Annotated in this window: 17 protein-coding genes; 10 read left to right on the forward strand and 7 right to left on the reverse strand. The window is 65.6% G+C overall.

The window, feature by feature from the left end; translation table 11 throughout:
- Together DAT35_RS57380 and DAT35_RS57385 are read right to left on the reverse strand one after the other, a co-directional pair.
- A partial coding sequence (locus tag DAT35_RS57380; protein WP_146210342.1) for a hypothetical protein occupies window positions 1-358 on the reverse strand: 358 nt, incomplete at its 3' end.
- 315 nt (window positions 359-673) lie between these two features.
- Window positions 674-1,015 (reverse strand): hypothetical protein, encoded by a 342-nt coding sequence (locus DAT35_RS57385; RefSeq protein WP_108077925.1) that lies wholly within the window; start codon window positions 1,013-1,015, stop codon window positions 674-676.
- 104 nt (window positions 1,016-1,119) lie between these two features.
- Here DAT35_RS57385 and DAT35_RS57390 point away from each other — a divergent pair, with 104 nt between their 5' ends.
- The 3 genes from DAT35_RS57390 to DAT35_RS57400 are packed head-to-tail and all read left to right on the forward strand — an operon-like array spanning window position 1,120 to window position 4,062.
- Complete coding sequence (locus tag DAT35_RS57390; protein ID WP_158502472.1) at window positions 1,120-1,746, forward strand: chitosanase; 627 nt, start codon at window positions 1,120-1,122, stop codon at window positions 1,744-1,746.
- Between the two features lie 55 nt (window positions 1,747-1,801).
- The gene (locus tag DAT35_RS57395) at window positions 1,802-3,688 is read left to right on the forward strand and encodes a HAMP domain-containing sensor histidine kinase (protein ID WP_158502474.1); all 1,887 of its coding nucleotides are present in this window, start codon (window positions 1,802-1,804) and stop codon (window positions 3,686-3,688) included.
- Window positions 3,689-3,708: 20 nt separating this feature from the next.
- Window positions 3,709-4,062, forward strand: coding sequence for a response regulator (locus DAT35_RS57400; RefSeq protein ID WP_158502476.1), 354 nt, complete (start codon window positions 3,709-3,711; stop codon window positions 4,060-4,062).
- A gap of 313 nt (window positions 4,063-4,375) precedes the next feature.
- Here the strand turns inward: DAT35_RS57400 and DAT35_RS57405 are convergent, their stop codons facing one another.
- A complete protein-coding gene (locus DAT35_RS57405) occupies window positions 4,376-5,029 on the reverse strand; it encodes a glutathione S-transferase family protein (protein WP_108077929.1) in 654 nt (217 codons plus the stop codon).
- Between the two features lie 101 nt (window positions 5,030-5,130).
- On the opposite strand from DAT35_RS57405, the gene DAT35_RS57410 reads away from it, so the two are divergent.
- Both DAT35_RS57410 and DAT35_RS57415 read left to right on the forward strand, forming a co-directional pair.
- Window positions 5,131-5,955, forward strand: coding sequence for a helix-turn-helix transcriptional regulator (locus DAT35_RS57410; RefSeq protein ID WP_108077930.1), 825 nt, complete (start codon window positions 5,131-5,133; stop codon window positions 5,953-5,955).
- 111 nt (window positions 5,956-6,066) lie between these two features.
- The gene (locus DAT35_RS57415; protein ID WP_199243330.1) at window positions 6,067-6,330 is read left to right on the forward strand and encodes an alpha/beta fold hydrolase; all 264 of its coding nucleotides are present in this window, start codon (window positions 6,067-6,069) and stop codon (window positions 6,328-6,330) included.
- 229 nt (window positions 6,331-6,559) lie between these two features.
- Here the strand turns inward: DAT35_RS57415 and DAT35_RS61720 are convergent, their stop codons facing one another.
- Both DAT35_RS61720 and DAT35_RS57425 read right to left on the reverse strand, forming a co-directional pair.
- On the reverse strand, window positions 6,560-7,474 hold the full coding sequence (locus tag DAT35_RS61720; protein WP_233262320.1) for a septal ring lytic transglycosylase RlpA family protein: 915 nt from the start codon (window positions 7,472-7,474) through the stop codon (window positions 6,560-6,562).
- Between the two features lie 349 nt (window positions 7,475-7,823).
- Entirely contained in the window at window positions 7,824-8,480 is a 657-nt protein-coding gene (locus DAT35_RS57425) for a TetR/AcrR family transcriptional regulator (RefSeq protein ID WP_158502478.1), read from the reverse strand.
- A gap of 359 nt (window positions 8,481-8,839) precedes the next feature.
- Here DAT35_RS57425 and DAT35_RS57430 point away from each other — a divergent pair, with 359 nt between their 5' ends.
- Window positions 8,840-9,415 carry a hypothetical protein gene (locus tag DAT35_RS57430; protein WP_233262321.1) on the forward strand — a complete coding sequence of 192 codons (576 nt, stop codon included), beginning with the start codon at window positions 8,840-8,842 and terminating at the stop codon, window positions 9,413-9,415.
- A gap of 125 nt (window positions 9,416-9,540) precedes the next feature.
- Here DAT35_RS57430 and DAT35_RS61725 read toward each other — a convergent pair whose 3' ends face one another.
- Together DAT35_RS61725 and DAT35_RS57440 are read right to left on the reverse strand one after the other, a co-directional pair.
- Window positions 9,541-9,699, reverse strand: a complete 159-nt coding sequence (locus tag DAT35_RS61725; RefSeq protein ID WP_233262322.1) for a hypothetical protein — start codon at window positions 9,697-9,699, stop codon at window positions 9,541-9,543.
- 153 nt (window positions 9,700-9,852) lie between these two features.
- Window positions 9,853-10,824: a LysR family transcriptional regulator gene (locus tag DAT35_RS57440; RefSeq protein WP_158502480.1), complete on the reverse strand. Its 972-nt coding sequence runs from the start codon at window positions 10,822-10,824 to the stop codon at window positions 9,853-9,855.
- Window positions 10,825-10,902: 78 nt separating this feature from the next.
- On the opposite strand from DAT35_RS57440, the gene DAT35_RS57445 reads away from it, so the two are divergent.
- The 4 genes from DAT35_RS57445 (at window position 10,903) to DAT35_RS60415 (ending at window position 13,097) form a co-directional block, all read left to right on the forward strand.
- A complete protein-coding gene (locus DAT35_RS57445) occupies window positions 10,903-11,763 on the forward strand; it encodes an NmrA family NAD(P)-binding protein (RefSeq protein ID WP_108077934.1) in 861 nt (286 codons plus the stop codon).
- Window positions 11,764-11,780: 17 nt separating this feature from the next.
- A complete protein-coding gene (locus tag DAT35_RS57450; protein ID WP_108077935.1) occupies window positions 11,781-12,212 on the forward strand; it encodes a nuclear transport factor 2 family protein in 432 nt (143 codons plus the stop codon).
- Window positions 12,213-12,510: 298 nt separating this feature from the next.
- Window positions 12,511-12,771, forward strand: a complete 261-nt coding sequence (locus DAT35_RS60410) for a hypothetical protein (protein ID WP_199243331.1) — start codon at window positions 12,511-12,513, stop codon at window positions 12,769-12,771.
- Between the two features lie 38 nt (window positions 12,772-12,809).
- Window positions 12,810-13,097 carry a hypothetical protein gene (locus DAT35_RS60415; RefSeq protein WP_199243332.1) on the forward strand — a complete coding sequence of 96 codons (288 nt, stop codon included), beginning with the start codon at window positions 12,810-12,812 and terminating at the stop codon, window positions 13,095-13,097.
- Window positions 13,098-13,304 lie beyond the last annotated feature (207 nt).

Raw genomic sequence — 13,304 nt, forward strand, 5'->3', positions numbered from 1 at the left:
GGACGTCCTCCTGTTGGTGCGGCTCGAGGGCCCCGAACTCGGGCAGCAGCACATTCACCGCGGGCATCCCCACCGCGGCGATGAAGTCCAATGCCTCCGCGACCTCGATTCCCCCGCGACACGTGCCACGGCGGCACGACAGGTAGAGCGAGCGCAATGCCTCGGGGATGTCGGCAGGCGCAAGCGCTTGGACCGAGGACCTGAAGGCCCTGAGAGCTTCCAGGTGCTCAGCTCCGGAACGCTCCAGCACGTCCACAGGGACTTGCAGTGGTGGGGGGTGGGCCCTCAGCTCGGCCAGCTCGGCCGCAATGCGGTCACGGTGGAGGTCGATGGCGTCCAGCAGGGCCTGCTTGTGCATGCTCGGCTCATTCAACGCATGTTGTGCATGCGCGCGCGTCCAGACGAGGAGAAGGACGACGGAGAGGCCCCACAGATACGACCGGCCCCTTGCTGCATCCAGTGTCGCTCGAGACGTACGCACGCGGCTCCCTTCATCGAATCCCAAGGCGGCAGTATACGGGAGCGTACCGGGCGGCGCGGCTGCGGCACAAAGGGCGCGCCCGACCGGGCTGTCCTCCCAACCGGGCTCTGGAGAGGGGGCTGGCCGTGCTGGCACGCCTGTCGAAGCTGAAGGTAGATGAGTGCCGGCGCCGCCTCGAAGCAGGCTGGCGGCTCAATTCACGTACGCCAGCACTCGTCGCCTGCCTCCACACATCACGCAGGCGAACACATCCACCGCGAAGGTCCTTCGTCGCAGCCCTGCCTGGTCCACTCGCGCTGGCCGCTCCTTCCTCGCTTCCTGCCTCGCCACTGCTTCAGGCACCACGCTCGCCTCCTCCGCTCCCGCTTGGGGGACGCAGTCGGCCTGGGGCCGGAAGAGGCGGAAGAGGATGGGCAGCGCCCAGACTCGCCTGGAGAAAGGCACGGGCACCAGCACGGCCAGCACCACCCAGACATGACCGAAGCGGCGTATAGCGGTGATGAAGCGGCAGGCCGGCCACGTGCGTGGAGGCACACCGAGCCCTCACTTGCCGCGGCGACGAGAGGCCGAGGGAGAGTATTGGGTCTGGAGCAGAGGGGCCGAGGAGGGCCGCTGACGGGTGCCGCCGAGCCGTTGCGTTGACCCAGGAGCAGCTTCATTCCATCGACGAGATCACCAACGTCTTCGAGAACGGCAAGCTCGAGCTCGGCTTTGGTGAGATCCAGAACCTCCATGACGGCTGTGGCTTTACCGCGGGCTACATCGGGTTCTGCACTGCCACCGGAGACCTGCTCCAACTGGTCCAGAGCTTTACGGCCCAGAAGAAAAACAACCCGCTCGCCCAGTACATCCCGCAGCTCGAGCAGCTCGCCCGGGAGGGCAGCGAGTCCACCAGCGGCCTGTCCGGGTTCACCGAGGCCTGGAAGCAGGCTGCGAGGGATCCGGTCTTCCCTCAGGCCAGCCTTTACCGCTCCCCTGCCTGGCGCGGGCCTCCAGGCGTGCGTCCAGCGGGTGTCCGCAGCCATTCGCCGCGGGGGACTCGGCACCTTCCGCTCACGCTCGAGGACCCACTGCGCCCACTGTCTACCTCCCCGCGCGCTCTCAACTGGGCCTCTCTACTTCTTATGCTCCGGACGAGGGTGGAAGGGCAGGCAGCACGCGTCCCTGGCGAAGCCGGGCGTGCGGCAGAGCAGGCGAGCAGGCGCGCCGGGACACCCTGCCCACTCAACCCTGGCGGCAATGCTGGGCCGAGGACCTGGTGTTAGCCACTTCATGAAGCGGCAGGCAATTCTTCTTGCCCGTCGGGGAGCTAGTAGCGCCATGGAGTCCGTGATCTGCATAGCCGTTGATGTGCCGACGGCGGCGCTCTTGAGAGAGGGCCATCCGGAGGTTGCCTTCACGGATGAGTCCAGTCCCGCACGGCTCCTGGCCCGCCTGCGGGAGCGTAAGGAAACCGTCAACGTCGTGGTCCTTGGGACTGGCGTTGAGGAGCCGCTGCGCCTGAGTGAGGAGCTTCACGCCCTGGATCCCATCCCGGCGGTGCTCATCCTGAGCGAACCCGCGCGTCACCTGGGTCTCTTGCGCCAATGGCGGCTCTCCCCCGTTGGCAGCGGCGAAGTTCGTTGCCGCAGCATCACCGAGGAAGAGGCACTGACCGCGGAGCTTGCGCAGGCGATCGCGGGAGCCAAACTACGCCGCAGAAATGAGCTCGTGCAGAGAAAGGCCGAGGAGGCGGCGACCCGCAGTGAAACCCGACTGCGAACCCTGATCCACAATGAGCCTGAGTGCGTGAAGCTGGTCTCGCCGGACGGGACGCTGTTGGAAATGAACGCGGCCGGCCTGGCCATAGTGGAGGCGGACAGCGCCCAGGCGGTTGTTGGGAAGAAGGTCTTCCCCCTGATTGCACCGGAACACCGTGAGGCATTCCAGAACATGCACGCGCGCGTGATCCAGGGGCACCATGAGTCCCTTGAGTTCGAGACCGTGGGTCTGCGCGGCACACGCCGCTGGTTGGAGACCTGCGCAGTTCCCTTTGGCGATGAGGCAGAAGGCGAGGTGGTCCACCTGGCGGTCACGCGGGACGTCACCGCGCGCAAACAGGCCGAGCAGGAGATCCTGGAACGCGATCAGCGGCTCCGCCTTGCGCTGGAGGCCGCGCACATGGGGACCTGGAACTGGGACATCCGCAGTGACAAGATCACGTGGTCGGACGAGATGGAGACACTCTTCGGGGTCCAGCGGGGTGAGCTTTCCGACAGCTGCGAGGACTACTTGCGCATGCTGTCCCCCGAGGACCGGGCCGAGACCGAGCGGGCCCTCACCGAAGCGCTGGACGGAACCCGCCCGTCCTATTCGTTGGAACACCGGGTTCTCTGGCCCGACGGGTCGCTCCATTGGATTGAGTGCCGGGGCCAGGTCTTCCGCGACGAACAGGGCAAGCCGTTGCGCATGGCTGGCATCTCGGCCGACATCTCCGAGCGCAAGCGCATGGAGGAGGAGCGCAGCCACCTTGTCGACGAGCTGCGCCAGGCGGTGAAGGTCCGAGACGAGTTCCTTTCCATCGCTTCCCACGAGTTCCGCACGCCATTGACGACGCTGACCCTGCAGGTTGACGGACTGATCCACCTTCTCTCGTCGACATCGGGGATGAGCGAGCGGCTGTTGTCGCGTGCGCGAACGATCCGCCGTCAAGCAGACCGCCTGGAGAGCCTGGTCAGTGGGCTGCTGGACGTGTCGCGCGTGGATCCAGGTCAGCTTCAACTCCAGCCAGAGAATGTGGACCTTGCCCGGGTTGCCAAAGACGTGGTCGAACGGCTGACGCCCGAGCGCGGTTCTCCCATCTCCCTTCAGGTGAACGGCCCGGTGGTTGGATATTGGGATCCCCTGCGCCTTGACCAGGTCCTCACCAATCTTCTGTCGAACGCGCTGAAGTACGGGCAGGGAAAACCCATTGACGTCTCGGTGCAGGCCTCTGCCACCGAGGTCATCCTGGCGGTGCGGGACCAGGGCTTCGGAATCGCACCGGCGGACAGGGCTCGGATCTTCGAGCGCTTTGAGCGCGCTGTTTCGGAGCGCCACTTCGGGGGGCTGGGATTGGGCCTCTGGATCGTCCAGCAGATCGTCGATGCCGTTCATGGCACCATTGTTTGTGACAGTCGGCCTGGAGCGGGGTCGACCTTCACCGTCGTCCTCCCGAGGAGTGCATGACCGTCACGAGGAAGATTGTAGTGATCGACGACGACGAGGATCTGCTCCAAGCGGTGTGCGATGTCCTAGGTGACGTCGGGCACCAAACGGTCCCCTTCTCCGGGGCCGAGGAAGCGCTCGCTTCGCTCGACCGCGACAATCCGCCTGACCTGATCCTCCTTGACCTCATGATGCCCGGGATGAGCGGGTGGGACTTTCGCGAAGCGCAGCGGAGCCAACCTGGGTTGAGCTCCATCCCGGTCGTCGTCATGACCGCCAGCCGCAACCTGTCAGACAACCCGATTGACGCGAACGAAGTGCTTCTCAAGCCCCTCAACTTGGATCGCCTCCTCTGCGCCATCTCTCGGCACGGCGGAGGAGCGGTCAGCGGCTGACGGAGGGGACCGCTCAGCCCCACGCTGGAGGTGCAGGCAGGCGCTTAGCGCAGACGGCGACACGACGCGAACGCACGACCGAGGTCGCGATCAACGGGCCGATCATGTTGCTGCCTGCCGTCCTGCTCACGCTCGCGGCTACGTTCGACCAGCCGTGGCTCGGGCGCGGGACCGGTGTTCGGCTGGTACTCCGCGCTCGCCATCCTCAGGTCGACAGAGGCCGGCTCGGGCACCTGAGCCCAGGCCCCACGCCGGCTCTCCAGAAAGCGGATGCATCCTGGCGTACCTACGGGACTGTTTTTGAAAGAAACTCTTATTCCGGGATGGCTCCCAGTACCGGCGTCAAGTCCGGATCGGCCTTCTGCATCGCCCGACGATAAGCCGGCCGCGCACCGATGCGCTGCAGATAGGCCAGGATGTTCGGCCAGGGCGAGAGCTCATACGGCTTGAACAGCCGCATCGTCGTCAACGAGAACACGGTCATGATATCCGCCGCCGTCAACTCATTGCCGGCCAGATAGGGCGCCGCCCCCAACCGCTTCTCCAAGGTCGAGAAGACCAGCTTGAACCGGTCCTTGGCCGCCTGCAGCGGCGCGTTCTTGTCCGAAGGATCGACGCGCTCCAGATACCTCACCTGCAAGACGAGCGGTTGCAGCGTCCCGTTGGCGAAGTGGAACCAGTAGAGATAGTCGGTGAAACCGGGTTCACCACGCTTCACAGCGAGCCGGCCATTACCATAGGTCTGGATCAGATACTCGCAGATCGCCCCGGATTCCCCGAGGACGAGGTCGCCGTCGGTGATGATCGGCGCCGTGCCCATGGGATGAAGCGCCTTGTATTCCGGCGGGGCCATTCGGTTGTCGGCCCGGCGCTGATAGCGCTTCAGCTCATAGTCGAGCCCGAGCTCCTCGCAGAGCCAGACGATCCGCTCCGACTGCGAACGTCCGAGATGATGCAGCGTCAGCATACAAACTCCGTTCTGGACTCCCTCGCCCGAAGCATTGTCCTGGTCATGCGCGAACCGTAAGCTGCGTGAATCCGCTAGAAAAGGCGTGCCCGCATACCGGTATGGCGACTACCACCCTCCCCGAATTTCTCCGAGCTTGCCGCGAGCGGCGCCCCCCCGCATCGACCGAGCGGCGTCGCACTCCCGGACTTCGTCGCGAGGAAGTCGCGGCGCGCGCCGGCGTGAGCGTCACCTGGTACACGTGGCTCGAACAAGGTCGTGGCGGCGTGCCGTCCGACGATGTGCTCGAACGCCTCGCTGTCGCGCTCGAGTTCGACGACGCGAATCGCGAGATGCTGTTCCTACTCGCTCACGATCGTCCGCCACCGCGCCGCCACACACCGCCCGCCGAGGTCACGCCGGCGCTGCAGCGCGTGCTCGACAACCTGCACGTGCCCGCGTTCGTGAAGACGCCGACGTTTCAGATCGTCGCGTGGAATCGCGCCGCCGTGGCGGTGATCGGCGATTACGCCGCGATTCCCGAGCGCGACCGCAACATGCTGCGCCGGGTCTTTCATCCCGAAGCCGCCACGTTCCTGCCGCATGCCGATGACATGCATCGCACGTGCCTCGCCGCGTTTCGCGTCGACATCGCACGTGCGGGAGCATCAGAAGAAGCTGCCGCGCTCGTCGATGAGTTGATGGAGACGAGCGCGGACTTTCGCCGGCTGTGGGCCGAGTATGAGCTGCGCACGCACGGCGTGAGGTACAGGCGGCTCGTCCGACCGAAAGTCGGCGAGCTCGTGTTCGAGACGTCGGTGTTTTCCGTCGACGACAGCCACGGCCTCAGCATGTTTGTCCTCTCACCGGCGGACGACGCTTCCGCGCGTGGGGTCGAACAGCTGCTCCGCGAGCTTGCCGAGTCGCGCCGAGAGTCTCGTAGTTAAGAGCTGACATCGCGCCCGTTTTTGCGAGCCCGGACGCGCCAGGTTGGCCTTCAGCCAGCTCCCAAGAAACCCCTTCGAGCACTCCTCGGGTGTGCGGCCATCGATGCCCCGGTGCGGCGGCTCGGTCTCGCTAGCGGCGAGCCGAAATATGACGATCTGGAAAAGCGGCTTGCCGAGGCTCCGGTCATCGCGGTGCCGACCATCACGCTCGTAGGAGATGCAAATGGTGCACCGCACCCGGACGCGAGTTCCTATTCGAACAAATTCTCGGGCAAATATTCGCACCGCGTGATCAGGGGTGGCGTCGGGCACAATCTGCCCCAGGAAGCTCCGGAAGCGTTTGCCAAAGCCATCATCGACGTGGACCACCTTTGAAGCATCGCCAGAAATGGCCGGAGTCTCGCGCCTGGCTTCGCTTCCCTGCGCCGTCTTCAGGCGAGCTGGAAGGCGCCACCGGGAGCGCAGGGGGCTACTCAGCCCACCTGCTCATCCTCCGCTCGCTCTTCCAGGTCACCCGAAACAGCGAAACTCGAACTTGGTACTACAGGGGTAGTTCCCTCGGAGCAACGAGGCTTCCTCTCCGAGGGAAGGTCCCACTGTAGTATTAGAGGACCTGGTACTGCACGACGATGTTGCCGAGATCGGGATTGGCGATCTGCACGAAGGCGCCGTAGGTGAGGTCCAGACAGACAGGAAGGCCAAAGCTCCCGCGGTCATTGATGGTCACCGTGACCGACTTGCCCTGGTAGGTCACCTTGACCTTAGTACCAAACGGCAGGGAGTTGTGGGCGGCCTTGAGCGCCCAGCGGTCGAAGCCCTCACCACTGGCGGTCGGCCATCCCTGGGGGATCTCGCCCTCGGCCCCGTACCAGGTCGCATTGCAAGTGGAGATGGGGCCCCCCCCACCACTCTGCGACAAGCCAGAGATCGTGAACTGCTCCCACGAGCCGAGCGCGCCACCATACGCGAACACCGGGCCGCCGCCGCCGTTCTCCGCTGACACCCAATTGCCAGTCGTCACCGTCTGCAGGCCGACGACATCGCCGTTGGCAATCACGCCACTCCCGTTCTGCTTGACGATGCGGAACGTCTCCCAGCCGAGGCGATTCGAGCTGGCGGCGTTCAGCGTGGAGCCGCCGCCGTTCGCGGCCTGAAAGTACTGTCCGGTGCCCGCGATGATGAAGATCGAGTCTCCACTCTCGAGGGCCCCGCCGTTGATGTCATCGATCGTGAACTTCTCCCACGCTTGCGCGCTCGTCGCCGTCGCGATGACCGCGCCGCCGCCGTTGTTCTGAGCGCCCACGTATCGGTTGCCGAGCACCGTCTTGAAGCTCACGCCGGAGAAGAGCAACGCACTCGAGGAGGTCTCTGTTGCGTCGTCTTGCCCGTCAGGCGAACCGCTCGCCGGGTCGCACGCGCTCGTGAGGAACAGGAACGCGCACGCGGCACGAAGGAACAGCCTTGAATGGTTGCGAGGGAGCATGGAGCCTGCCTTGATCGAACGGTGGAAATTCACCATCCCGGTTATCCTATATAGAGGCTCTTTTCTCGATTTTCGGGTCACGAGAATCGACAGGGGTGACCCGGCGGCCGAACGACGCTCCGGGCACATCTTCAAGGGTGAGCACCGGGCTCGCCTGGTAGATGGTCACCCTCGACGTCGCGTCCCTATGAGCTCCAGCGGTGGCTCCTCCAAGAGGGGCCGGGATAGGATGGAGCCGGAGCGTCGATTTCAAATGGGTGCGGATGGACTGCCTTTGATTCGAGCGAAAAGGGCAGCGGCTTGCGCATCCGGATGAGGCAATGCACGACGTCACGATGAACAATGCTCACGCCCGCTCGAGAAGACACGCTGACGCGGGTACTCTTCACTGCGATGGGCTGGGGACGATAGGCGTTGAAAGAGCTTCGCGAGCAGTCCCTTGCCCTCGTCGCGGCGTTCCGCGAGGCGTCGGCCCGGTGGCGTCTGAGGTGAGGAGCGTGCCGAAGACGAGGCCGAAGAAGGTGTCGAAGGCGGTCATGGAGCGGCTCGCGCGTGCTTCGATGAGCGTGCCCTCCCAGGCGTTGAGGACGAAGCGGGCCGTGGCCTGTGGGTCGAGTCCCGCGCGGACTGTCCCGGTACGCTGGGCCTCGGCGAGCACTGCGGCGATCAGCTCGGCCCATCGCTGCAGGCTTTGCTGCACGGCCGCTCGGATGGTTTCGCTGTGGTCGCTGACCTCGGTGCCGAAGTTGCCAACGAGGCAACCCCTCGCGAACCCGCGCTGCACGGTCTCATCACGGAGAAACTCGAAGTGGGCGCGGAGTCGCGCCAGGGGCGGCACGCTCTCGTTGGCCAGGTCCTCGAGGCGCCGGCTTTCGCCAAAGCGCTGGAGCGCCACGACCGCAAGGGCCTCCTTGCTCTCGAAGTGGTTGTAGAAAGACCCCTTCGGCACGCCTGCGCTGTCGGTGATGTCCTTCACCCCAGCGGCGTTGAATCCGCGCGCATGAAACTGGTCGAGGGCTGCCTCGACGAGCTCCTCGCGCATGCTCCGTCTGGCCATGATGCTGGCCTCCTGAAACCAATGTGGCCGGTCGTCTTGCCGGCGTCAAGGTCGTGAGCGGCCCAGGTCGCCTGGTCTCTCGCCCCCGGAGTCCCATGCAGATTTGGTTGCGACTTTAAGATGACCGGTCATATTGAAGTGCCGTACCAACCCATGGTGGCCGGACATCGTCCGCGGACCACCCGGAAAAGAGGCACGACATGACTGGACTCCTGGACCTGACTCTCGCCGCACATGGCGGTCTCGACCGGTGGCGGAAGGCCGAGAAAGTCTCCACACGCATAAAGCTTGGTGGAGTGCTCTGGTCCCTGAAAGGGCACCCGGGCGCCCTGGACGGCAGCACCGTGACCACCACCCTTCACCGCGAGTGGACCTCACACGCGCCCTTCTTCGAGCCAAACCTCCGCACCTCGTTCACTCCGGAGCGCATCGCCGTCGAGACCCTCGGTGGCGAGACCGTGGAGGAGTTGGTGCACCCTCGGGACTCGTTCGCAGGACATGAGCTCACCACGCCCTGGACCCGGCTGCAGCTCGCCTACATGGCTGGCTACGCCATGTGGACCTACCTGAGCGAGCCGTTCTCCTTCACCCTGCCCGGGGTACGGACCGAGGAGCTCGAGCCCTGGTCCGAGGACGGCGAGAAGTTCCGGCGTCTCAAGGTGACATACCCAGACAACATCGCCACCCACAGCACCGAGCAGGTGCTCTACGTGGACGGCAAGGGGCTGCTGCGCCGCCGCGACTACACCTTCGACATTGCCGGGGGCAGCCCGAGCGCCCACTACATGTCAGGCCACCGCGAGGTCTCCGGCCTCGTCTTCCCCACGAAGCGAATCGTCTACGCTCGCGGCGAAGACAACCGCAAGATCGAGAGCATCGTCTCCGTCACGATCGAGTTGGATGAGATAAGGGTCTGGTAGCTCGGGCCCCCGCTCAAGCCGTACCACGCCTGCTGGGGTGGTCCCCGGGCCGGGGCCCGCTTCAGCGCCTGGGTGGGAAGTCCCAGGTGCTCCAATATCGAGCGCACCCCAGCGGGGGCCGTCACCTACGCCAGCTCCTTTCGCCTGCCTCCACACCGCGGACAGGCGAACACGTCCACCAGCAGTGTGGCCAGGTTGTCCCTCACCGCCTCGTACAGCACCGTCCCCTCCGGCTGCCTCCGCCGGTACGCCCACCCGCGCTCCTCCACCTCCTGGACGACCACCTACCCCGGCCCTCGCCCACAACAGGGCTCCCATGCCGCCTATGCTCTGCGGCCTCAAGCGAGGATCCGGAGCACCTGATCGAGGGAGCCGTAACTCCCGGCGGGAGGTTGGAGATGGAGGTCAGGTGCTCAGCTTGGGCCCTGGTGGAACGGTCACCTGTCCGTAGTCCTTCGCTTGCCGGAGCGCGACGAGTCTGTCGGGGCCGAAAGCGAGGCGGCGACGTGCGCGAACTCCCCGCGAATGAATGCGTGCGCGGGATCGGAGTCGTGCCGGTCATGCCAAAACATCGCCATCTCGAAGCCCGGGATTTCCACTGGCGGCTCGAACGTCGCGAGGCGGAGCTGCCCCGCCAGCGCAATCGCGAGACGCGCGGGGAGGACCATCACGAGATCCGTGGCGGCGATCACCTGTGGCGCGGCCAAGAAGCTCGGCGTTGTGTAGGCGATGTGCCGATGGAGCCCGCGCTCTCGGAGAGCCTCATCGATCCGCCCGCCACCCGGTTGCCCACGCGGGGCGACCAGGGCGTGCTTCGCTCTCGCGAATCGCTCAAGCGTCACGCGGCCCCGCGTCAGCGGGTGCCCCTGCCGCGCGATCCCCACGAACTGCTCGTCCCAGAGCCTTTCCATGTGGAAGCCCTCGGTCTGTTCGCCCGTGCGTGGCGGCTGGATGAGTAAGTCGAGTTCGCCCTGTTCGAGCGCGAGCGCAGGCTCCGTCGCGGTAGAGCGCGCGAAGATGTCGACGCCCGGCGCCACCTCCACGAGGCGCTCGATGAGCTTGGGGATCATCAGGTACTCGACGTAGTCGCTCGGTCGAACATGGAACGTGCGTCTGACCGTACTCGGATCGAAGGGGGCGTGTGCGAAGAGCGTCTCATTGAGCGTGTCCAAGGACGCGCGCACCGACGAGGCCATCGCCTCCGCGCGCGCCGTCGGCACGAGCCCGGTTCGCGTCCGCACGAAGAGCGGGTCCTGAATGACCTCGCGGAGGCGCCCCAAGGCATGGCTCGTCGCCGACTGACTGAGCCCAAGCCGCCGTGCCGCGCGCGAAACACTTCGCTCATCGAGTAGCGCGCGCAGGACCACGACGAGGTTCAGGTCAATCGCTCCTATATGCATCGCATGCATATAGCATCTGTCGTCATTGCATTGGACAGATATCATGGCGACGTACATGTTTGATGGCGAAAGGACAGGTGAAGCCGTTTGACCTTTGTCATCGCAGGTGCGTCAGGAAACACTGGCTCTGTCGTCGCAGAGACCCTCCTCGCGCACCGGGAGCGCGTTCGGGTGCTGGTCCGCAAGGCCTCCGAGGCTGCTTCATGGACAGCGCGAGGCGCGGAGGCCGCTGTCGTCGACTTGGAGGACGCGCGCGCCCTCGCAGGGGCTCTCCGCGGCGCGCAGGGAGCATTTCTACTCATCCCGCCGAACTTCACGGCGCCGAGCCAGCGCGCCTTTCAGACGCACGTCGCGCGTTCGCTCGCGACGGCGGCGGCGGAGAGCCAAATCCCGCACGTCGTGTTCCTCTCCGGCTTTGCCGCGCATCGTGAGAGCGGGAGCGGCCCGCTCGCCGGCCTTCACGACGCGGAGCGGATCCTCGGCGCGGTTCCCGGGCTTCGGCTGGTGTCGATCCGTGCGGGCTACTTCTACGAGAACGTTCTCCCGGTGCTCGACGTGGTGAAGGGAACCGGGGTCCTGCCGTCCTTCTTCCCCGCCGAGCTGCCCGTCCCGATGGTCGCTACGCGCGACATCGGTCTTCTGGGTGCCGAGCTCCTCATCGATGGTGCCAGCCAGGGCGTCGTCGAGCTCGGCGCCGGGCTCACGTACTCCGAGATCGCACGCGCCCTCGGTCGAATCGCGGGGAAGACCGTGCGTGTCGAGGAGATCCCGCTCGACGCCATCGCCACCACGATCGCGAACCTCGGATTCAACGCCGACCTGACGAACGCATACGTCGAGCTCATCACTGGCATCCGCAGCGGCGCGCTCGCCTTTGAGGGCGGGCACCGGCGCGTCACGTCGACCACGTCGCTGGAGGCGGTCTTCCGGCCGCGCCTCGCCCTATGACAAAGAGGAGCAGCACCATGCCAAGCCGCACGTACGCCGCCTTTGAATCGGTCGCGCCCTACTTTGAACTCGCACGAGGCGCGCTGGGCGACCTCGTCGAGGGGGAACACTTCTTCGATGTCGTCGATGAGCACACCGTCTACGAGGTCCTCTACGACCTCGGGTGGCCGCGGATCATCCACGGACGAACCGCGCTCATGGCCGCGTTCCGCGACTACGCCGAGAGCATGGCGCTCCACGCCGCAGACCATCTCATCACACACAAGACGGACGACGGCCGCGTCGTGGTCATCGAGTACGAAGTCCACGGCAAGATCCTCGCGACGAACGTCGACTACGATAACCGGTTCTGCTCCATCATTCGTGTCGAGAACCGCAAGATCGCCCACTGGCGCGACTACATGGACTCGCTCGCCGCGTGGAACGCGTTGAACAAGCGTGGCAGGTAGGCACCACGTGGAGCAGGTGGACGAGATTCCTGTGCGCAACGAACATTGCGCGTGCGTGTTCCGCCCTTGTTCCGTGAGGGCGCGGCTCCCACCCGCCCGCCAGGGTACACGACGGACTGAGCGATGGCAGATGCCCTACTCCAGCCAGGGGAGAGCACGAATCCAGAGGCACCCGGCGGGATCACGTGGCACATCATGGGATCTGCGGTCGCCGGGTTCGAAGCCCGGCAGGGTTACTCACGAAGCGTCCGGCTCTCTTGCTGAGTCGGGCGCTTCGTCGTTTCTGCTCTCCCCTCTCGTGTCGCCCTCTCCGTTCCGTCGTTTCTCGGAGGTTCTCGACGACACGCCGCTGCTGCGAGGCGTGGGCGAGCTCATGCTGCGCCATGAAGACACCGTGCTGGTGGGCGAGTGCCGCTGGCCCTCGGTGGGGGGCCGCTGGGCAGCCGAATCGCTCGTCGTCCTGGGCCTCCTGGTGGGAGCCGGGGCTCTGGCGGCCCTCGTGCTCGGCACGGGTCAGGGGGCCAGCGCAGCAGTCGCTGTGGGAGTGACGCACGGCTGAGGGATGCACTCTCTGGAGGCACCTACCTGGTACAGGCCGTGACCCAGGGCGCCCCTGGCGAGCGGCTCTTCGGCAACTTCCCCGACTACACTCGGGCGCCCACCCGCTGCCCTTCAATCAGCAACACCTTGAAGGACCTGGCGGTGCTCGGCCTGCGCCACGACATCCCCGACACCGCCTGGGCCTGGGGCGGCGAACTCAGCTACGAATTCTACTCGCGCGACTACCGCCCCACCGAAGTCGGCCGCTTCTGGGAAGGCCCGGTGTGGGACGCTACTTGGGGATTCAAACGAGAAAGGCCCGCTTGCGCGGGCCTTTTGCTTTGAACGGATCTGGATGAGTGTTTGCGGGCTTGAGCCCACCCTATGGATTCGCTGCTTACTTTGCGGGTTGCGACGCTGCGACAAACCGGATCGCGTCGGCTACCGCCTTCGGATTCTCGCGATGGATGTTGTGGCCCGTGGCGTAGTACTGGTGGGTGCCGCGCGAGAAACCGGCGAACAGGACCGCGTGCTGGCGCTTCCACAGCGCCT

It is taken from the genome of Vitiosangium sp. GDMCC 1.1324, from assembly GCF_003044305.1.
Lineage (GTDB): Bacteria > Myxococcota > Myxococcia > Myxococcales > Myxococcaceae > Archangium.

Excerpts from the sequence above, each read along its gene's own strand:
- DAT35_RS57425 (WP_158502478.1), bottom strand. The coding sequence starts at position 8,480 with ATGCGCGAGGAGCTCGTCGAGGCAGCCCTCGACCAGTTTCATGCGCGC.
- DAT35_RS61720 (WP_233262320.1), bottom strand. The coding sequence starts at position 7,474 with ATGGTGAATTTCCACCGTTCGATCAAGGCAGGCTCCATGCTCCCTCGC.
- DAT35_RS57440 (WP_158502480.1), bottom strand. The coding sequence starts at position 10,824 with ATGCATGCGATGCATATAGGAGCGATTGACCTGAACCTCGTCGTGGTC.
- DAT35_RS57395 (WP_158502474.1), top strand. The coding sequence starts at position 1,802 with ATGGAGTCCGTGATCTGCATAGCCGTTGATGTGCCGACGGCGGCGCTC.
- DAT35_RS57450 (WP_108077935.1), top strand. The coding sequence starts at position 11,781 with ATGCCAAGCCGCACGTACGCCGCCTTTGAATCGGTCGCGCCCTACTTT.
- DAT35_RS57405 (WP_108077929.1), bottom strand. The coding sequence starts at position 5,029 with ATGCTGACGCTGCATCATCTCGGACGTTCGCAGTCGGAGCGGATCGTC.
- DAT35_RS57410 (WP_108077930.1), top strand. The coding sequence starts at position 5,131 with ATGGCGACTACCACCCTCCCCGAATTTCTCCGAGCTTGCCGCGAGCGG.